Below are 19,706 nucleotides of genomic sequence, written 5' to 3'. Positions count from 1 at the left end.
CAAGGGGTCACTGACATCCACGGCACCGTGAGGGACGAGGCGGCGAAATCGGAGGCCTCGGCGGAGCCCGCGAAGGGGCCGTGTGCGGCCTCGGCCGGGGTCCGGTCCCCATCTCACCGCCTCCCGTGACTCCTTGGGTCAACGGGACGCGGGAAGGTGCTCACCCGCCCGTCCGCGCTTTCCTCGAACCGGCCCTGAGCTGGCCCTTTCCCGTGATTCGCCTAGGCTGGGCGGCACTTCTGGACACGGTCGCAGGGGGACATTGTGAGCGAGGAAATCACGAGCTACGACGAAAGCCACATCACGGTGCTGCACGCGTGGGAGGGCATTCGGAAGCGGCCCGGGATGTACGTCGGCTCGACCGGTGAACGGGGCCTGCACCGTGCCGTGTACGAGGTGGTGGGCTGGCCGGTGAACGAGGTCCTGGCCGGCCGTGCCACCTCCGTCGATGTCACGCTCGCCCCGGACGGCGGCGTGAGCGTCGCCGACGACGGGCCGGGGGTCCCTGTCGAGGCCGACGAAGACGGCTTCGGCCTCGAAGCACTGCTGACCAGCGCGCACTCCGGGGGGCAGGCCCGCGGCCGCGACCTCGCGTACCTGGACATGGTCGGATTGGGGCCCTACGTCACCAACGCCCTGTCGAGCCGTCTGACGGCCGAGGTCCGGCGCGATGGGACCCGCTGGGTCCAGGAGTACACGCGCGGAGTCGCGGCCGCCCCGCCCACCGCCGTGGGGGCGGCGGACGGCAGCGGGACCACCCTCACCTTCCGGCCCGATCCCGACATCTTCGAGACCGTGGAGTGCTCGTTCGCGGTGCTGGAGGAGCGCTTCAGGGAACTGGCCTTCCTGAACCGGCGCCTGGCCATCTCCATGACCGACACGCGCCTTCCGGGCGAGCCCCGGTCGGTACGGTTCCGGTTCCCGGGCGGGGCGCGGGACTTCGTCGCCTTCCTCGACGCGCCGGCGCGCACGCCCGTACACCCCGACGTCATCGCCTTCGAGTGGGAGGACGAGCGGATGCAGGGGCGCGCGGAGGTCGCCCTGCGGTGGTGCGCCTCGCGCGAAGAACGGCTGCGCAGCTTCGCCAACAGTTGCCCCACCCATGGTGGCGGCGCACATGTGTCCGGATTCCGCGACGGCGCGGCGGCCGCGCTCAACGCCTACGCACGAAAGCAGCGACTGTTGTCCGCGGCGGAAACCGACCTCGGCGTCGAGCGGATCTGCGAGGGCCTGACGGCGGTCGTGTCGGTGAAGCTGGACCGTCTCGAGTTCGAGGGAGCCACCCGCAGCGTGCTGGGCAACACGGCAGTGTCCGCCTGCGTCGGGGAGGCCGTCCGCGAGCACCTCGGCAGGTGGCTGGAAGAGCACCCGGAGCAGGCCGCGGCCGTCGTCGCACGGTTCCTTCAGAACGGCTCCAGGAGTTGAGCCGCGGGCCTTCTCGGCCGGCGGCGCGCGTTCTCGTCCAGCTTCCGCCGGGCGCCCGGACGCGCGAGGCCGCCGCGCGCCGCATACCGGCGGCCACGGTCCGCTGGGCGCCCCTCAACAGGGGTCCGGCAGGCGAGCCGGACGACGATCCCCTGGGACGGTCCAGGGGGCGCCCGGTGATGCGCGGTCCCGGACGTCCTGGTCAGTCGTCGAACCACACGACGAGGCGAACATTGTCGTCACCGTGCTGTGCCGCGAGTGTTTTCATGGCATCCCAGACGGATTGCCACTCGCCGGTTTCGATGACGGCGTCCCTGCGGCGGAGGGTGACGGATCTGTAGACCGTCTCCCCGATGAGCCACTCGCTTCCTTCGGGCCACTCCCGGTCTTCGCCTCTTTGCAGACCGACAGCCTCGGCGAATGCAGGGCTCCAAGAGGCCTTGCCCGTCATCCTGAGCCCGTTCGACGTCTGGCGGTACTCATGAATCCGGCTGTCGGGCTTCTCCGCTCGCTCGTCCCAGTCGACCGCCTTCACCTCGGCCCAGGTGATCCATGTGGTGCCGTGAAAGCCGTCCTCGCCGTACCACTCGGTCAGCTGAGCGAACCGCGCACTCACGGTGGCCGAGGTGTCGGCGGGCAGACCCCGGCATGCGGCCAAGGGACGGAAGTTCGCGTAGTTGCGGACCCCGAAGAGACAACCGAACGCATCGTAGTCACGGCCCCCGTAAAGGGAGCCGAGGTCGTGTGCGGTGCGCCAGGGCGGCTCCTGATCGTCCTGTGGCGCCCGGTATTCGAGGAAGCCGCTGATGTCTGTACCCATGCGTGGCATTCTGCCGACCGCGTCAACTGATTTCGTCCGCCCCGGATCCACGGTCCGCGCATACGTGAGCCGCCCGGCTCGCAACCGGGGACGCGTACGCCCGCAGCCGGCGCAACGGGTGTGGCCGCTGCGCCGGTTCGGTGCTTTCGGCGCTCACCGGTCCTTGGGGTAAATGAAGGAGCGGACGAGCCGCCGGATCAATTCCGCCGCGATGAGGGCCGGCAGTGTCGGTGCCGCTATGTGGATGTCGATCCGGATGCGGGACGCGAGCGTGATGCCCAGCGCCAGCGCGGCCAGGATGACAACGACCGCTGTGGGCAGCCGAATACCGCGACGTCTCGGTATGGATTCTTCGGTGGGCGAATCGTCAGTGCGCGTGTCCTGCGGCACGCTGGGGGACCTCCCATGCTCGTTGCCACTCGCTCGGCGGCCCCGGGGATGTCACCGTGGGTTGCAGCCCGGCGGTGAGGGGCCTCCATGGGTAGCGTGAAGGGGCGCCGGGGTCCGGTCCACTCGGTATGTGCATGTGATGTCGCGTACGACGGCAGGGTGGGCGGGATCCGGACAATCACGCGACGTGGCGGCCCGAGCAATCGACGCACAGGGCCAGTTCGGCACCATGGTCAATTACAGAACGGGTATTTTACGGCCATTCTTCGAGTGGCATCGCACCGCAAAGGTATTGCCTTTACTTCGCCGGCTTGCTGTCATTGTCCGTGAGACCACGACCACATCCGGTTCGCCGGATCTTGTCCCGTACGGCGCCCCGGTCGGGTGCCCCTGGGATATGGGTGGTCTTTTTGGCTGACCCCGGCCGTTGCCACTCGCACCAGGGGACAGGGCCGGGTTCTGTTGCAGCGGAATCGGCCGGATCATCCCGACGCCCGCGCACCCCTCGAATCCGCGTGCGCGTGCGTCGGTGGCCGCAGCAATGCCCTTACCCGACGGCGCAGTTCCGCCAGGCGGTGGCCAGGGCCCGGGGGATCTGCGGGATGTCGGCGCAGCCGTGCGGGCCCGCGGGGAAGCCGTCGCTGGTGAGGTACGTCCAGTCGGCCCCGGAGCCGGCGCGGAAGTACTTCATGGCGCCGCCCTCGTCCTGCAGGCCCACGAGCTCACCCTCGTTCGCGCCGGAGGTGGGGTCGAACGGGGTGGCGGCGTAGCGGACGGTGCCGCACTGGCCGTAGAAGAACCGGTGGGGCGCGGGCGCGATGTGGACGAAGCGGGGGTAGCTGCGCGTGTAGGCCCGCGTCACCGCCGCCTTGACCTCGCTGCCGGCGGACAGATTGCGGCAGCCGGGGACGGAGACGGGCGCCTGCGGGGCCTTGGACGGGGTCTTGGCCGTGGCCTTGGCCGACACGGTGGGGCTGTGCGACGGCGCCGGTGTCGTGGCGGAGGACGAGGCCGAAGGAGGCGCCTCGGTGGGGGAGTCCGCCGGGGCGGAGGCCTCCGGGGAGGGCGAAGTGGTCGTGCCCGTGGCGGAGTCGGACCCGGACCCGGAGGAGTCTGTGCACCCCGAGAGCACCAGGGCGCAGCCCAGTAGCGCGGCCGCTATCGATGCACTTCTGAATCCGGACAACTCGAGTCTCCTCCTCGGTCGGCACAGCCGGCGTGGAGCCGCTGCCGCCGTTCGGCCGGCACACCGCTCGCCTTCCACTACTCCCGCGGTACTGCGGAGGGTTGCACAGGAGCCTGTGTCCATGGTTGTGATTCGGTAAAGGCGCGGGCGGGCGTGCCACGGGGGCGGGAAGCGCCGATCGCTTCCCGCCCCCGGACCTCAGTGCGCGCTCGCGCTCAGTAGGAGAACTGGCGGATCTGCTCGTCGTACGCCCCGTACGTCCAGCCGGTGCGGGTCGCCGGGTCCAGCTGGACGGAGTTCATCACACCGCCGTGGACCAGGGGACCGCCGTGTCCCGTGATCTGGAACCCGGTCAGCGTCTTCACCACCTCCCCGGTCGTGACGTCGATGACCAGCAGCTGGCCGGTGGCGTTGTTGTCCGCGACGACGGCCGTGCCGGAGCCCGCGTAGCTGGTGCCCTCCGGCGCGGTGAACGCCGCCACCGCGAGCCCGTTGGCGCCGTCCACCGCCATCCCCGTGGCGGGGCCGCGCCGTACGGCCACCGGGTCGTCCGTCTCGCCGGTCGCCACGTCGAGCGAGCCGAGGACGCTGGTCGGCACGATCTTGGTGCTGGGCGAGGTGGCCGACAGGTTGTAGAGCGTGCCGGCGTCGTCGGAGGAGAAGCCGTTGCTGCAACCGGACATGGTCCCCACCAGCGTGACGCTGCGGGTCGCGGTGTTCACCCGCGGGATCTGGACGCCGCCCAGGCACAGGGCGATGGGAGCGCCCTTGGCCAGGTAGACGTCGCCGGTGGAGGAGTCGATGTCGAGCAGGCTGTACGAGCCCTTGGCGACGCCCGGCAGGTCGGCCGGGACGGGGGCGTCGGTGGTGCCGTGCTTCAGGTCGACGGGCAGCACCAGGTCGCTGTTGTCGGCGACGGCCCGCAGCAGCACCGCGCCGCGGGAGCGGGCGGCGTCGACGCGTCCGACGACGAACCGGTAGTCGGCCGCGGCGAGCGTGGTGCGCCCGACGAGGGTGTCGCGGGCGGTGTCCCAGGTCTCCACCAGCACGTCGCCGTCCGGCGTCGCCTGGTGCACGACAAGGGCCCGGTGCGTGGCGGGTGCCACGCCGATGACCTCGTACTCCGAACCGTCGCCGCTGTCCGACGCGATGACCGGGCCGTAGCGGCCGGTCCTGGTCGAGTAGTGCCGGACCTCGGTGGCGCCGGAGACGGTCCGCAGCGCGGCGACCGAGTCGTCGCCCGCGGCGGCGAAGGACAGCACCGTGCTTCCGTCCGGGGCGAGGCCGTCGTCCACTTCGAGGGTGGAGACGGGGGAGGCCTGGCCGACGACCCGGTGCTTGCTGTCGAGGGCCATGACGCGCACGCCGTAGACCGTGGACGTGGACAGGCCCAGCCGCAGGGCGTCGAGGTCGACGCTGCCCTTGGTGGCGGGCAGGACGCGGTGGGCGGTGGAGGGCGCGTCGACGCCGTCGCCGTCGAGGGCCGTGCCGTTGGCGTTGGTGAAGGTGTTCAGCGAGTCGTGGAGCGTCGGGGCGGGCGCCGCGAACTCCACCTGCGCGTACTTCGCACCCGGCACGTCGCGTACGTCGTAGCGCACGGAGAAGCCGGCCTTGGCGCGGGTGACCTGGGTGCTGTGGGCGGGGACGCCGTCCAGCCCGGTGACCAGCGGTGCCTGCGGGCGCTGGCTTGCGGTACCGCCGTCGACGCGGACGGGCGCGAACTCCCCGTAACCGGTCTGGCTCGGGTTGCCGCCGAAGCCGGACTGGGCGATGCCGATGCCGTAGAGGCCGCCTCCGGCGCCGAACGCGTCGGCGGGGATGGTGACCGTGCCGGAAGGGGCGGTCAGGGGCTGGTGCCAGGCGGCGCTGAACAGGGGCGCGAGGGCGGGGTTCCAGTGGCCGACGGTGGACACGACGAGCTGCGGGTCGCTGGTCGTGGCGACGCCGGACAGGTCGTAGCTGACGGTGACCGCGTGGCCGGCCTTCACCACCGCGGGCGCCTTGGGCGCGGGCCCCTCCACGTAACGGCCGTCGCTCGGACCGACGGTGAGGACGCGTCGCACGGTGGCCTGGGTCCGGCCGCCGGTCAGGACGCGGTAGGTGACGGTGATCGTGCGGTCGGAGGCGGAGACCACCGGGAGCCCGGCGGCGCCGAGCAGTTCGGTCGGCGTCACCCGGATCGCCGGGCCGGAGGAGCGCCAGGTCTTCGTGCCCACGGTGAGCGTGTACGTGGGGCTCGAACCGCGCGGGAGGCCGGTGACGTCGCCGGCGAAGGTGACCGGGCCCACCAGGCCCATGCCGTTGCCGCCGGAGGCCATGTCGCCGAGGTCGATGCGGTTCGGGTCGGTGGTCTCCAGGAACTGCCCGCCCAGCGCGCCGGCGGTGACCCGGTGGGCGACCGACAGCCGTACGGCCGCGGTCCCGCTCGCGCGGTGCCCGAGGACGTCCTCGACGGCGGCGGTGACGTCGATCTGCCGGCCGACGTTGAGCTCACGGTCGATCTGCGCCGGGGTGGGCACGGCCCGGCCGGTGCGCTGCAGGACGTCCCGTACCTGTGCGGGGGTCAGGTGGTGCCCGGCAATGCCGGCGGCCTGGAGCACCACGGCGGCGGCCGCGGCGATCTCGGGTGCGGACGCGGACGTACCGCCGTTGAGGACGGGGGTGACGGACTGCGCGTCGCCCCGCTCGGTGTGGGTGAAGGCGACGATGTTGTCGCTGGGCGCCGAGAGGTCGATGCGGGTGCCGAAGCCGGAGGAGAAGGTGCCGAAGCCGCTGATCCGGGTCTCGGCGGTGGTGGCGGGCCCGGTCCGGGAGGCGAGGGTGTCGTCCAGGGTGGTGCCGCCGGCGGCTATCGCGCCGCTGTCGGGGACGTGTGACGGGGTGGTGGAGTAGGCCACGTCGTTGATGTCGGTGGCCGACTTGTCGCTCTTCGCGGTGTCGGTGGGCGTGCTGCCGCCGTCGGGGCCGACGGCGGCGGGGGTGTAGAGGCGGGTTCCGTCGTTGGAGGAGATCACCACCACGACGTGGTCCTTCTGGACGATCGAGGCGACGACGGACCGGATGTACGGGTCGTCCTCCAGGTAGCGGCCCGGGAAGCCCTGGGCGTCGGTGCCGAAGCCGAGGCTGGCGGTGATGACGTCCGGCTTGGGCGACTGGTGGGCGGCGGCCAGCAGCGCGGTCGCGATCTGGTCCATCGTCGGCTGCTGCGGGACGACGAGGCGGTAGTCGGCACCGGGGGCGACACCGAGCAGGTCGGTGTAGTCGCTGCCGGTCCGGCCGGGGCGCTGCCGGTCGTGGGCCAGGGGCGCCATGACGCTGAAGTCGAGGAGGACTTCGCCGAGTGCGGGGTCCTGGTCCTCGGTGGACGCCGTGCCGCTGAGGCTCCCGTCGGGAGCGGCGACGTAGGCGGGGATCAGCGGCATGGAGGGGAGGTCGAGGTAGCGCTGACCGTCCTGGAGCACGGTGGTCGGGCCGTGGTTCTGCACGTAGGCGTCACCGGCGTCGGCCATCGCCTGGTCCGTGAGGTCGCCGACGGAGACGTTGGTGATGGTGCGGCCGGCGCCGGGCTGCTGCCCGTAGCGGCCCTGGAGGATGTCGAAGGCGCCCACCGCGTTGACCCCGCCGGCGTTGAGGAAGGCCTGGGCGGAGTCGGTGAGGGCGAAGTTGGCGGGGACGGGGGAGGCCGCGGGCGTGGGAGCGGTCGCGGGAGTGCGCTTCGCGGACGCCCTTGCGGTGGTGGGCAGTTGCTGCCCGCCGGTGTTCATGGTGTTCACGTAGCGGTTCGGTTCCGCGCTCGCGATCCCCGGCGTGCCCTGGAGGGTGCGGGCGACGGCGGCGGAGTCGCGGTTCCCGGTGCGTACGACGTAGGTGCGCGACAGGTCGGCGGCGTCGGCGCCCAGCCGCGTGCGGGCCGATGTGGTCATCGACTCGGTGGCCGCGGCCGACAGGGAGGGGAGGAGCGGCTGGAGCGAGGTGGCCCCGACCGCGTTCAGCTTCTCGTTCACGGCGGCGCTGCTGGTCCCGGGCGCGTGGGCCTGGGCCCGGTTGCCCGGCAGCTTGCGGCCGGTCACGGCGGTCTGGGGGGAGAGAGTCACCAGCACCTGGCCCGGGACGACGCCGGCGCGCTGGGCGGGCGGCGCCTTCTGCGGCGAGGTGCCGTCGAGGGACGGGACGGAGCCGCCGACCGCGGGACCGGGACCGGGAGCGGCGGAGGCCGGGAGTGCGGCGGTGAGGGCCAGGAACACGACGGACGTGACGGACACGGCACCGAGCCGCCGTCTGCCGTGCGGATGGGCACGCGACATGGGACACCTTTTCAGCGGGGCGAGGGTGTGCGGGGGGACACACCGCGGCGCGCTGACGCCCACCTCAACGCGGGGCAGCGCGCTCGTTGCTGGAAGATGTCAAGTGCGGCGGACGAGACGCAAGGTGGGAAAGGTGGCCTACCTCCGCCAGGTGGCCGGTTGGTGCCACGGAGGTGTGGGAGAAGGCATGGAATTTACCGTACTGGGGTTCACGGCGGAGGCGGAGCGCGTATATACGGCGCTGGTGGGGATGCCGCGGTGCACGGCGGCGGAGGTCGCGGACGCGTGCGGCCTGGCCGCGCCCGCGGCGGGGAAGCTGCTGTCCGGCCTGGTCAGGGACGGCCTGGCGGTGCGCAGCGCGGGGCGGCCGCCGAGGTTCTCGGCCGCGGCTCCCGATGTCGCGGTCGGCGCGCTGATCCACGAGCGGGAGCAGCAGCTCGGCGACGCGCGGGCACTGGTGCAGCGGCTGGTCGAGACGCACCGGGAGGCGGCCAGGATCAGCCACCCGGACATGGCCGCGGAACTGCTGACGGACCGCGACGACATCAGCAAGGCCGTGCACCGGCTGACGACGGGGGCGCGCCGTGAGGTGTGCGCCTTCGACCGCCCTCCGTACGTCGACCGGCCCGGCAGCAATCTGGACGGCCAGCTGGAGCGGCAGCGGACCGGGGTGACCCACCGGGTGATCTACGACCGCGAGGCGGTGGCGTGGCCCGGCAGGCTGCAGGACGACATCATGCCGAGCATTCGGGCGGGGGAACAGGCCCGGATGCGGCCGGAGTTGCCGTTGAAGCTGGTGATCAGCGACAGCCGTGCGGCGATCATCCCGTTCAGTCTGGCTCCGGGCGGCCAGTCCGCGGCGTATCTGATCCATCCGTCGCCGATGCTGGTGGCGCTGCAGGCGCTCTTCGAGGCGCAGTGGGAGCGGGCGATCCCGCTGGGGGAGGCGGCTGGGCCGACTCCTGCGGAAGCGGGTCAGCCGGACGCCGAGACCCTGGCCCTGGTCAGCCTGCTGGCCTCGGGGCTCACGGACGCGGCGATCGCCCGCACCCAGGGCTGGAGCGCCCGGACCACGCAGCGGCGCATCCACCGCCTGATGACGGAACTCGGGGCGGCCACCCGCTTCCAGACGGGGCTGGCGGCGGCCCGGCGGGGGTGGCTCTGAGCGGCGGGGAAAAGTCGCTTGTCCCGGCACTCCAGGGGGATTATCGTCAGGGTGACATTTAGGAGGTCACCGCGTGGTTCTCGCGGACATACTCGCCCCGCTTCAGGAGCCCCTGTTCACCCTGCTGGACACGCCCGTCAGCTGGGTGGAGGTGCTGGGCTTCGGCAGCGGAGCGCTCTGCGTATGGCTCGTGGCCCGAAGGCACATCGCCAACTGGCCGGTCGGCATCGGGAACAACCTCTTCTTCATCCTGCTCTTCGCGGGTGCCGGGCTGTACGCGGACGCGGCCCTGCAGGTCGTGTACGTGGCGCTGGCGGTGTACGGATGGTGGTCCTGGATCGCCGGGGCGTCGGGGCATCTCGCCGTCAGCCGCACAGACGCCCGCACCTGGCGCATCCTGGCCACCGCGACGGTGCTCGCCACCGCGGGCCTGACCGTGCTGCTCGACCGGGCCACCGACTCCACGGTGCCGTTCTGGGACGCGCTCACCACGGCGCTGTCGCTGGCCGCCACGTACGGCCAGTGCCGGAAGAAGATCGAGTCCTGGTACCTGTGGATCGCCGCGGACGTCGTCTACATCCCGCTGTACGCGTACAAGGGCCTCTACCTCACCTCGCTGCTCTACGCGGGCTTCCTGCTGCTGTGCGCGGTCGGACTGCGCGCGTGGCTGAGCGAGGCCGGGGCTGCCCGTAAGGAGGCGCTGGCATGAGCGAGTTCGACCACGGGCTGGTGCTGGGCAAGTTCTACCCGCCGCACGCGGGCCACCACCACCTGGTCCGCACCGCCGCCGCGCGATGCCGCCGGCTCACGGTGCTGGTGTGCGCCTCCGCGGTGGAGTCGATCCCGCTCGCGGACCGGGTGGCGTGGATGCGCGAGGAGCACCCGGAGGTGGGCATCGAGGTCGTGGGGGCGGTCGACGACATCCCCGTCGACGTCACCGACCCCGCGGTGTGGGACGCCCACATGGCCATCTTCCGGGCGGCGGTACCCGACCTGGTGGACGCCGTTTTCACCTCGGAGCCGTACGGCGAGGAACTCGGCCGCCGCTTCGGCGCGACGCCGGTGACGGTCGACGTCGCCCGCACGACCTATCCGGTCTCGGGCACGGCCGTCCGCAGGGACCCCGTGGGCTGCTGGCCGTACTTGGCGGCCCCGGTGCGGGCTGGGCTGACCCGCAGGGTGGTCGTGGTGGGGGCGGAGTCGACGGGCACGACGACGATGGCGGAGGCGCTGGCGGAGCACTACCGGGCGCGGGGCGGGGCGTGGGCGGCGACGCGGTGGGTGCCGGAGTACGGCCGGGCGTACAGCGAGGAGAAGTACGCAGAGCTCCTGGCGGTCCGCCCGGAGGCCACATTCGACGAAGTCACGTGGACCTCGCCCGACTTCGGGGTGATCGCCGAACACCAACTCGCGGACGAGAACGCGGCAGCACGCGCCGGCTCCCCCGTCCTGTTCTGCGACACGGACCCCCTGGCCACCACGATCTGGCACGAGCGCTACATGGGCACCCCCAACCCCCAGGTCGAATCCATCGCGGCCCGCGCCCGCCACCACCTCTGGCTCCTTACGGACGACGCGGGCGTCCCCTTCGAGGACGACGGCCTCCGCGATGGCGAGCACCTCCGCACCTGGATGACGACCCGCTTCCACGAGGAACTGACCCGCAGGGCCCTCCCGCACGTGCTGCTGACCGGCCCGCACGAGGACCGCCTGCGCACAGCAGTGTCCGCCGTCGACGCGCTCCTCACCCCCGGCTGGCAGTTCGCCGCCCCGCTCCCGGAGCGGGGGCGGCCCGACGTGCCGTAGTGACCCTCATGTCGCCCGGGGCGGACGAAGGTGAGCTGTTCCACGGTCCGGCGCCGCGCGGCGTGGGACATCGGGCGTCGTCAAGGAACGACGCTGCGGAACTGACGCAGGGACGCCGCGAGATCCGTGCGTCCGGCTGTTGGGTCGACGCGGCCGTGTGGTGTCCCGGTCTGCGCCAGGGAGCGGCGGGTACCGGCGCCGCTGTGATGCGATCTCCTGGCACGGCCGCTGACCGACGAGATCATCGCCGAGCTCACCCTCCTGGTCGGCTTCGACCAGCCCGGCGACCTGTCTCTGTTCGACCACGTCCAGCCGGTTCCAGCCGGCGACCCGTGGGCCCAGTGGGACGGGCACACCACCGAGCAGAAATACCGCCGCATCCGCACTCACACAGCAGCGCTGGCCATGCCCCACGACGGCACCAGCAGTGACACCGGCACCTGACCCGCAACCAGCAGGGGTACGCAGCACCCGCCGCCGGGTGGACTCAGGTGGTGGGCGCGCTGGTGAAGATCCGGTGGCTGTAACGCCACCGAGAACGACCTCTCAGCCGCCGCTTTTGCGTCGGAACGACCGCTGGCTGGCAGCCGGGCCGTGCGCGCCGCGGGCCTTCGACGCGTCGGTGTTCGCAGCGAGGGCGGTGGCCTCCGCTTGCATGCCGCGTTTGCGCGCCAGGGCCTCCCGGAACTTGGCCTTCAGGTCATACTGACCGTCCTCGTCGGGCGTCAGGGCGGGGCGCTCGGTGTTGGCCGGCTCGGAACCTTCTTGCGATGGAGACGCTGCAGTCATGGTGACCTCCTGGACTTGGGCAGTGGGAAGCACAGCTTGTCATGCGGGGGACCGTGCGGGGTGCCACGCGGCCGGCGTCGCAAGCTACCGGCGGCGCGAGCTGTCATGCGTGCTCGTCCGCCGTGGGGTACTGGGCCAGAGTGCCGGACTGGATCTGCGCGCCGGGGTGCCGGTGACGCCGGCCAGCCGGCGCCGTCCTCGGCGGTGGCGGCGTCCAGGCCGAGGACCTCGCGGTGTCCGTCGGCGTTGACACCCACCGCGACCAGCGCGGCGACGTTGATGATGCGGCCGTCCTCGCGGACCTTCTGGGTCAGCGCGTCGACCCAGACGAAGGCCCCGCGGTCCGGCGACCACACCAGGTCGCCGGACCGCAGCGCGCGAGTTGCCTCGCGGGGGTGAACGGCCAGTCTTCGCCCCGAAGACGCCCCATCACCACCACCAGAGCACGACTTCTGTCCCCACGAGGATCGCGACGGCCACCGACGCGGCAAGCGCCAGAACCAGCTTGCGCGGTAGCGAACGCCGGAAGCGGAAGGTAGTGCCGCGTCAGGCAACGTTTGCCCTCTTGTGATGTGACGCGCCGCCTGGGTGATCGCTGCGGCAGTCGCGGGCCGCCACGCTGTGCGGGTGGCCGAACGCGTACGGGTTCGTGAGATTGATGATGACGAGGGCCGACGCCTGCTGCGAATCATCCGCAGAGGGACCGGCTCAGTGGTGACCTGGCGGCGCGCACAGATGTTACTGCTGTCCGCGCAGGGCATGCCGGTGACGAAGATTGCCGAGGTGACGTTCACCAGCCCGGACCGGGTCCGGGATGTGATCCACGACTTCAACAACGACGGCTTCGAGGCGTTTTACCCGAAGTACAAAGGCGGACGCCCGAGGACCTTCACCCTGCCCGAGCGCCGCGAGATCAAGAAGATCGCCAAGTCCAAGCCGGCCGAGCACAGCCTGCCGTTCTCGACCTGGAGCCTGGCCAAGCTGACCGACTTCCTGGTCGCCGAGGGGGTGGTCGACGACATCAGCCACGAGGGCCTTCGGGTTCTGCTCCGCGAGGAGGGCGTCTCGTTTCAATGCGTGAAGACCTGGAAGACCTCCCGCGACCCCGACTACGAGGCCAAGAAGGCCCGGGTCGAGCACCTCTACGCGATCGCCGACGGCGAGGTCATAGCCGAGGACGGCGAGCCCACCGTCATCTTCTGCGTTGATGAGTTCGGGCCGCTCAACCTGCAGCCCCACCCCGGACGGCAATGGGCCGAGCGCGGCGGCACACACAAAGACCCCGAGCGCGGTCCCAGGCCGAGGCGACGAGCAAACTACACCCGACTACACGGGGTCAGGCACCTGTTCGCCGCCTACGACCTGGGCAAGGACAAGCTTTACGGGCACATCAAGACGACCAAGAACCGCTCGAAGTTCCTGGAGTTCTGCCGCTACCTACGCAGCCTCTACCCGGCCGAGAAGCGCATCGCTATCGTCTGCGACAACTACTCACCGCACCTGACCACCAAGCGCTGCCGCCGAGTCGCGGACTGGGCCGAGGCGAACAACGTCGAGCTCGCCTACACCCCGACCAACTCTTCCTGGCTCAACCGCATCGAAGCCCAGTTCACCGCCCTGCGCTACTTCACCCTCGACGGCACCGACCACGACAGCCACAAAGAACAGGGCAGCATGATCCGCCGCTACATCATCTGGCGGAACCGCCACGCCAACGACAACCGCCTACGTCAGATCGTCGCCAAAATCAACGTCGCCTGAACCCAGCCCCCGCGAAGCAGCCGCGACTGCCTCTGCGACATCTGAGGTCACCACCCGATCATCGGCCTCAACCAGGAAGGGCGGCTGACCATCCGGGCCGGTATCGAGCTGGACGCGATCCAGGATGGCCGCATCACCCAGGTAGTACACGTTGTCGTCATCATTGGCGTGCGCGACCGCCAGACGTTCGATGATCAACCCGGGCACGGTGTGACGCACCTCCGCGAAAACCTGATCGACCAGCCCACCGGTCAGATCACCGGGTCCCCACGATCGGGTGCGACTCGAAGCTCTCCCCATAGCGCCGAGTATGGCAGTGTCCAGCCCAGCAACAGCATGGCGAACGTTGCCTGATACGGCAGTAGAGCCCGCGACTGTGCCGGCTCAGACTGCCGCTTGCGCACGATCTGCGGCTCGAAGCTGCCCTCCACGTCACGGGGCACCCTGACCTCGACCGGTCCGACATCGGTCAGCACGGTCTTGGACCGGGTCCCGTTACGGCTGTTGCCGGTGTTCCGGCCGGCCGCGTCGTGCTTCTCGTAACCGAGGTGGTCCGTGATCTCGCCTTCCAGGGCAGACTCCAGCATCCTCTTGGTCCACTGCTGCAGCAGTCCGCCCTCGCCCGTCAACTGCAGGCCCTCGCTCCGAGCCCGGTCGACCAGCATCGCGATCAACTGCCCGTCCGACGTGGGCGGATCAGCCACGGACTCGTGCTCGATCGTCATCTCAGTTACTTGGCGACTCCATGATCGACAGTCCGCCGTTTATCAGACACTCCCGACAGGGCCTCAGGGCTACTGTCTCGATCCCGCCGGACCCAGCGGTGCCCCCCGGTGAACCTCCTGGACGGGCAGCTGGTCTGTCCCGGACCGCATTGCCCCCAGAACCGGTCCATGTCGCGGACCTGACCGAGGGAGTGTGGGCGAGACCTGGGGAGGCGGCAGGACCTGGTCGGGTGTGGGGCGCCGGTCGGCATCGTCGATGGGCGGCACTGCTGTCGCCACACGGCCCGGTTGCAGGCGACTCCGCTCGCAAGGGCGGTGAACTGGCGTCAGAGTTCTATTCCATAGATGGGATGACCACCTATGGTTACTAGACGCGTCGAGGGGGGTGCCGGCTTCCGGCCACGCACCTCATGGGCATTTAGTGCGCCGCGGCAATGAGTCGTGCCCTCACTCTGTGAACGCCGCCACTCGTTGGTGTCCCGGGTCCGTGGACAGCACACCTCGACGTTGAAAGTATTCGTGATGAAAGGAACTGCCATGAATCTCCTCAGCGCGCTCGACAAGATGGACGCCGAGCGAGTGTCCGCCGCTCTCTGCGGCGACAAGAACATGAGCATCTTCACCCGCTGGACTCTCTGAGATTCTGCGGTGTGCCGGCGGGCTTGCTCGCCGGCACACCTGTATCCGCAGAAAAACCCTCTGCCGGTCTGCCCACGGCGCGCAATACCCGTAAGGAACCACCCTCGCTCATGATCGACGCCACGCCTGATCTCGTGCGGGTGAGCCGCGCACACCTACGTGAGGATGCCTGGCTCTGCACGCTGACATCCGACTGGCATTTTCTCGCCCCGGTCGGTCACCAGATGCCGCCGCAAGGATGGAAAATCCACATCTCCAGCGTTCCCCGGGATGCGGCCACGGTCCTGGACCGCGTTGCAGCGCTTCTCGTCGAACGCGGGATACCTTTCAAGCACCTTCCTGACGAGGACTCCGTCCGGCGCGATCTGGGACGGTCGGTCGATCGCGCGACCAGCGGGAAATTCATCACCGCGTACCCGGCCAGTGGTTCCTTCCGCGAAGCCGTCCAGGCCCTCCACGAGGCGACCGTCGGTCTGAGCGGACCACGTATCCTGTCCGATCGCCGGTTCCACTCAGAGAGCCTGGTCCACTACCGCTACGGGCGTTTCACGGTTACGCGCACGCTGGCCGACGCCGGCGGCGGTTACGAGGAAGTCCTGGTGGCACCGGACGGCAGTCTGGTACCCGACCCACGCCACGCTTGGTTCGAGCCGCCGTGGTGGGCCGCCGATCCCTTCCCCGTCGAGGAGGGTGCCGAGGAGTCCGCCGGGAGCGGCGAACCATTGCTGGCCGGAAGGTACCGGATCACTGGTGCGATCCGCCATACCAACCGCGGCGGAGTGTTCCGCGCGATCGATCAGGAAACCAACCAGCGCGTCGTGGTCAAACAGGCACGGTCGCATATCGAGCCGGACGGAACCGGACGGGATGCGCGCGACGCTCTGATCAGCGAGGCCAGTGTCCTGCGGGCGCTCAGACCCGAGGTGCCCGTCCCGCACCCCGTGGACTGCTTCGAGGCGAGCGGTGACCGTTTCCTCGTCACGGAGTCCGTCGACGGCATGGACCTCGAACGCAGGGTGGCTGAACTGCGGGATTTCGGAGAGGAGTTCACGTTCGGCCAAATCCGCGCCCTGGGCGTTGCCCTGTGCTCGCTGGTCGCGCGTGTGCACGCCGAGGCGTACTGTCTCGTGGATCTCAGCCCCAGCAATCTGATGGTCCTTCCTGACGGTGGGTTGCGATTGGTGGACCTGGAGACCGCCACCCCTTTCGGCCAGCCCGTGCCTGGTCTGCGCACCCCCGGCTACGCAGCACCTGAACGCTGCGGCAAGGAAGGGCAGGTCCTGGCAGGGTCTGCCCTGGATGCCTACTCAGTCGGAGGCATCCTGGCCTTCCTCTGTCTGCGGCAGGACCCCGCGCCGGCTGCCTCGGATGACGGCGAAGCCGACGGGGACCGACTGATCCGCCGGCTGCGAGTCGCTCTCGCGGGGCGGTCGGGCGCCTCCACCCTGCTGGACGTAATCCAGGGACTCCTACGAAGCGATCCGGCCGAACGCTTGTCACTCGACCGTGCTCAGGAGGAATTGTGCCGCGCGTCAAACGACACGCCGGCCACCCTGCAACGGTCCCGCTCCTCGTCCACCTCCCTGCTGCTGCCTGCGCCCGGCGCTCTCCTCAGCGACACTTTGCGCTACTTGGCGAGGACAGCGGCGCCCCAGGAGCGGTGGCTGTGGGCGGCCGACCCGGCGCAACGCGGCCGCGACCCGCGAACCGTCCACGTCGGCTCGTCCGGCCCCGCGACACTGGTGGCCAGAGCGGCGACGCTACTCAACGAAGACGACAGCGACCTGTCGCGCGCTCTCTTCGACGCCTTGCCCGGCATCAGCCGTTGGTTCGACCGCTCCATGGGGGTCGAGCCTGAGACACGGCTGGTTCCCGGCCTGTACTCCGGTCACGCCGGGCTGTCCTGGGCTGCGTACGAGGTGGCCGATGCGTGCGGGGACACCATCACCCGGGAACGGGCCCTGGACCTTGCCCTGCATCTCCCGACCAGGTGGCCGAACCCAGACGCCATGGACGGGCTCGCTGGCACCGGGATGACCCTGCTTCACCTCGGGACGCGCTCGGGTGAGCGCGTACTCCTGGACCGGGCCGGGTCGATCGCCCGGGTTTTGGCTGGTCTGCTGCCCATGGACGGCGAGCAGTTGTGGCCTGTGCCGTCATCGAGTGCCGAGGACGGCCGCAGGACCTATTACGGCTTCGCGCATGGTGCAGCGGGTATCGGCACCTTCCTGGCCGATGTGGCACGCGAACTGGAGGAGCCGGAGCTTCTCGCTGCGGCACTGCGAGCGGGCGAGGCACTCTTGCGCGCGTCTGTCACGCGGACCGTGCGGGTTCCCACGGGGCCGGAAACGTCGGTGGAGGCCGAGGCAGCATGGTGGCCCGCGGGCCCACACATCGCTGCCGTCAGTGAGTACTGGTGCCACGGCTCCTCGGGAGTGGGCACATTCATGGCGCGACTATGGGAAGAAACGAGGGACGACCGCTTTTTGACCACAGCCGACCAGGCCGCCGCTGCGGTCGCGTATGGGGTGCCGTTTGCCCCAGCCGGCGCGTGTCATGGACTTGCGGGGCAGGGCCACTTCCTCCTGGACATGGCCGAGCTCAAGTCCAATGGGCCCTACCTCTCTTGGGCCGAGCACTGCGCGGCTGTCGTCTCGGCTCAGGCTGTCCACAAGGGTGACCGGCATCTCGTCGCGTTCGGCGAGTCGGGTGCTGACCACTCGCATGCTTCCGGAGCAGCCGGCAGTGCCTCCTTTCTGCTTCGTCTGTTGCACGGCGGCGGTCGTCCGTGGACCCCGCACCTCACCTGAACAATGTTTTGCAGCGCCGCACCGCTTGTTCGGCCGGCCTGCATCGATGAAAGGTCTCTGGACCCATGTGGCTCACCAGACCGCTGCGGACTGCATTTACCGATGTCCCCAGCGGCGCCCCGGCGGCCGCGCGTCTCCTCTTGGACACCGCACGGCAAGCTTGGGCGTGGAACCTTGCGGCCGCCGTTGCCTCCGTGGTGAGCGCCGTGAGCGGATTGCTGGTACCGGCCGTCGTCGGTACCGCCGTGGACCGGGCCGTGGCTGCATCCCACGAGGAACTGTGGAGTTGTCTCATGCTCCTTGGTCTCCTTGTCGTGGCAGGTGGTGCCGCTACCGCAACCGCCAGCTGGGCACGCAGCCGTGCCCGCGCCGAGTCGTTGCGCCGACTGCGCCACGCCATGATCGACAGCGTGCTGCAGTCCGGACTGCCCGCGTTGCGCCGTCTCTCGGTCGGCGACGTCGGCGCGCGGCTGAGTGGACCCGCACAGGACGTCGCGGACGCAAGCTACGAACTGATCGGGTCTGCTATCGCCGTGGCGGCGGTGTTGTATGTGCTGGTGTCTCTCACGCTCATCCACTGGGCGCTCGCTCTCGTCCTGTTTGCTGTCCTGGCCGTCAGCGTGCCCGTGCAGACACACGTGGGGAGCCGCCTGACCCCGGTACTCATCTCCTATCAGCAACACCAGTCGGCGGTCGTCGAGGCACTGGACGACGCGCTCGTAGGCGTTCGCACGATCCGTTCGAGCGGCAGGACCAGCGAGGAGACAGATCGCATCCTGGCGAGCCTGCCGGAGCAGCGGGCGGCCGGTCTGGCCATGTGGCGCATCGGCGGTCGGGTGGGGCGGCGGTCGGCTCTCTTCATCGGCGCCGCACAGATCGCAGTCCTGGCCACCGCGGCGATCGCGGGCGCCCAGGGTATTTTGACGGCCGGTCAGGTGGTCGCGGCAGTTGCCTATGTGAGAGTGGGCATCCCCTTCGCGGCGCAGACCACCGATCTCGCCGCCGTTACCGCGCTGCTGGTCAGTGCCGGGCGGGTTCGTGAGGTGCTCGATCTGCCCGTCCCCAGCCCAGTCCATGCGTCGCGCGACGTGGAGGTCCGTGCAGGCCTGGAGATGCGAGGCGTTCGCGTCACCGAGAACGGCCGGACGGTTCTGGACGGTGTCGATGCCCAGCTGGCGCCGGGAAGCACGGCGGCGATCGTCGGTGTGTCGGCGCACGAAACGTCAGTCCTCGCGCGCGTTGCCGCCGGACTACTGGTCCCGGACCAAGGGACGGTCACGTTGGACGGGACGCCCGTGCGGCCTGGTGACGTCTCCGTGGCCTTCGAACATCCGCAGCTGGTGGGGGAGACCCTCGGGCAGGCACTCGGTTACGGCCAGGCCCAGACCGAGAACGGCCTCACCGACCTGGACGATCTCAACATGGCCGTCGAGGCCGCACGCGTCCGCCACATCATCGAACGCCTTCCGCAGGGGTTCGACACCCCGCTCGACGAACTCGCACTGTCCGGCGGGGAGATGCAGCGCCTCGGTATCGCCCGAGCGCTGTTCCACGGCCGCCGTCTCACCGTGTTCGACCACGCCACCTCCAGCCTCGACGCCGTCAGCGAGTCCGCTGTGCTGCGGGCGACGGCGCAAGGCACGGAGGACTCCATGCGTCTGCTGGCCACCCGTCGCCCGGACGCGGCGGAGGTGGATGTCGTGATCTGGCTCGACGGCGGGCGGGTCCGCGCAGTCGGCCGCCACGACACCCTTCTGGCCGAGCCGGACTACTGCGCGGTCTTCATGACCGCGCCGACACTCGCCGCCGGGTGCGGGAAGACGGCATCATGAAGCGTGATGGTCACGGCAACACGCGTGGGCGCGGTTCGCGCACACCACGGGATT

General features: G+C 70.2%; 13 protein-coding genes and 2 pseudogenes. 7 read left to right on the top strand and 8 right to left on the bottom strand.

What is annotated here, in order from left to right; all coding sequences use genetic code 11:
- Nucleotides 1-264: 264 nt before the first annotated feature.
- Entirely contained in the window at nt 265-1,425 is a 1,161-nt protein-coding gene (locus PV364_RS38090; RefSeq protein ID WP_319665513.1) for a DNA gyrase subunit B, read from the top strand.
- A gap of 202 nt (nt 1,426-1,627) precedes the next feature.
- Here PV364_RS38090 and PV364_RS38085 read toward each other — a convergent pair whose 3' ends face one another.
- The 4 genes from PV364_RS38085 to PV364_RS38070 all read right to left on the bottom strand — a co-directional run bounded on the left by PV364_RS38085 (nt 1,628) and on the right by PV364_RS38070 (nt 8,125).
- Nucleotides 1,628-2,245, bottom strand: coding sequence for a hypothetical protein (locus PV364_RS38085; protein ID WP_319665512.1), 618 nt, complete (start codon nt 2,243-2,245; stop codon nt 1,628-1,630).
- 153 nt (nt 2,246-2,398) lie between these two features.
- Nucleotides 2,399-2,635 (bottom strand): hypothetical protein, encoded by a 237-nt coding sequence (locus tag PV364_RS38080; protein ID WP_319665511.1) that lies wholly within the window; start codon nt 2,633-2,635, stop codon nt 2,399-2,401.
- A 547-nt stretch (nt 2,636-3,182) separates the two neighbouring features.
- Nucleotides 3,183-3,602: a hypothetical protein gene (locus PV364_RS38075; RefSeq protein ID WP_319665510.1), complete on the bottom strand. Its 420-nt coding sequence runs from the start codon at nt 3,600-3,602 to the stop codon at nt 3,183-3,185.
- 434 nt (nt 3,603-4,036) lie between these two features.
- Nucleotides 4,037-8,125, bottom strand: a complete 4,089-nt coding sequence (locus PV364_RS38070) for a S8 family serine peptidase (protein WP_319665509.1) — start codon at nt 8,123-8,125, stop codon at nt 4,037-4,039.
- A 187-nt stretch (nt 8,126-8,312) separates the two neighbouring features.
- Here PV364_RS38070 and PV364_RS38065 point away from each other — a divergent pair, with 187 nt between their 5' ends.
- The 3 genes from PV364_RS38065 (at nt 8,313) to PV364_RS38055 (ending at nt 11,096) form a co-directional block, all read left to right on the top strand.
- The gene (locus PV364_RS38065) at nt 8,313-9,290 is read left to right on the top strand and encodes a helix-turn-helix domain-containing protein (protein ID WP_319665508.1); all 978 of its coding nucleotides are present in this window, start codon (nt 8,313-8,315) and stop codon (nt 9,288-9,290) included.
- A gap of 73 nt (nt 9,291-9,363) precedes the next feature.
- A complete protein-coding gene (pnuC, locus tag PV364_RS38060) occupies nt 9,364-9,999 on the top strand; it encodes a nicotinamide riboside transporter PnuC (RefSeq protein ID WP_319665507.1) in 636 nt (211 codons plus the stop codon).
- Nucleotides 9,996-11,096 (top strand): AAA family ATPase, encoded by a 1,101-nt coding sequence (locus PV364_RS38055; RefSeq protein ID WP_319665506.1) that lies wholly within the window; start codon nt 9,996-9,998, stop codon nt 11,094-11,096. The genes pnuC and PV364_RS38055 overlap by 4 nt, the downstream gene beginning before the upstream one ends.
- A gap of 546 nt (nt 11,097-11,642) precedes the next feature.
- Here PV364_RS38055 and PV364_RS38050 read toward each other — a convergent pair.
- Both PV364_RS38050 and PV364_RS38045 read right to left on the bottom strand, forming a co-directional pair.
- Nucleotides 11,643-11,885 carry a DUF5302 domain-containing protein gene (locus PV364_RS38050; RefSeq protein ID WP_319665505.1) on the bottom strand — a complete coding sequence of 81 codons (243 nt, stop codon included), beginning with the start codon at nt 11,883-11,885 and terminating at the stop codon, nt 11,643-11,645.
- Nucleotides 11,886-12,067: 182 nt separating this feature from the next.
- Nucleotides 12,068-12,217, bottom strand: a pseudogene (locus tag PV364_RS38045) (transposase); the annotation flags it as partial.
- 295 nt (nt 12,218-12,512) lie between these two features.
- Here PV364_RS38045 and PV364_RS38040 point away from each other — a divergent pair.
- Nucleotides 12,513-13,646 (top strand): IS630 family transposase, encoded by a 1,134-nt coding sequence (locus PV364_RS38040; protein WP_319665504.1) that lies wholly within the window; start codon nt 12,513-12,515, stop codon nt 13,644-13,646.
- On the opposite strand, the gene PV364_RS38035 is transcribed toward PV364_RS38040, so the two are convergent.
- Together PV364_RS38035 and PV364_RS38030 are read right to left on the bottom strand one after the other, a co-directional pair.
- Entirely contained in the window at nt 13,611-13,844 is a 234-nt protein-coding gene (locus PV364_RS38035) for a hypothetical protein (RefSeq protein ID WP_319665503.1), read from the bottom strand. The genes PV364_RS38040 and PV364_RS38035 overlap by 36 nt on opposite strands.
- 191 nt (nt 13,845-14,035) lie before the next feature.
- Nucleotides 14,036-14,311: pseudogene (locus PV364_RS38030) on the bottom strand (transposase); the annotation flags it as partial.
- 809 nt (nt 14,312-15,120) lie between these two features.
- Here PV364_RS38030 and lanL point away from each other — a divergent pair.
- The gene (lanL, locus tag PV364_RS38025) at nt 15,121-17,820 is read left to right on the top strand and encodes a class IV lanthionine synthetase LanL (protein ID WP_319665502.1); all 2,700 of its coding nucleotides are present in this window, start codon (nt 15,121-15,123) and stop codon (nt 17,818-17,820) included.
- 65 nt (nt 17,821-17,885) lie between these two features.
- Nucleotides 17,886-19,652 carry an ABC transporter ATP-binding protein gene (locus PV364_RS38020; protein WP_319665501.1) on the top strand — a complete coding sequence of 589 codons (1,767 nt, stop codon included), beginning with the start codon at nt 17,886-17,888 and terminating at the stop codon, nt 19,650-19,652.
- Nucleotides 19,653-19,706 lie beyond the last annotated feature (54 nt).

The sequence above is a fragment of the Streptomyces sp. MI02-7b genome (assembly GCF_033793585.1).
In the GTDB taxonomy this organism is placed as follows: domain Bacteria; phylum Actinomycetota; class Actinomycetes; order Streptomycetales; family Streptomycetaceae; genus Actinacidiphila.
Note: the sequence above shows the minus strand (reverse complement) of the source record. Positions and strands in the feature narration are given on the sequence as shown.

Coding starts and splice junctions, on each gene's coding strand:
- PV364_RS38085 (WP_319665512.1), bottom strand. CDS start 2,245: ATGGGTACAGACATCAGCGGCTTCCTCGAATACCGGGCGCCACAGGAC.
- PV364_RS38070 (WP_319665509.1), bottom strand. CDS start 8,125: ATGTCGCGTGCCCATCCGCACGGCAGACGGCGGCTCGGTGCCGTGTCC.
- PV364_RS38065 (WP_319665508.1), top strand. CDS start 8,313: ATGGAATTTACCGTACTGGGGTTCACGGCGGAGGCGGAGCGCGTATAT.
- PV364_RS38055 (WP_319665506.1), top strand. CDS start 9,996: ATGAGCGAGTTCGACCACGGGCTGGTGCTGGGCAAGTTCTACCCGCCG.
- PV364_RS38050 (WP_319665505.1), bottom strand. CDS start 11,885: ATGACTGCAGCGTCTCCATCGCAAGAAGGTTCCGAGCCGGCCAACACC.
- lanL (WP_319665502.1), top strand. CDS start 15,121: ATGATCGACGCCACGCCTGATCTCGTGCGGGTGAGCCGCGCACACCTA.
- PV364_RS38020 (WP_319665501.1), top strand. CDS start 17,886: ATGTGGCTCACCAGACCGCTGCGGACTGCATTTACCGATGTCCCCAGC.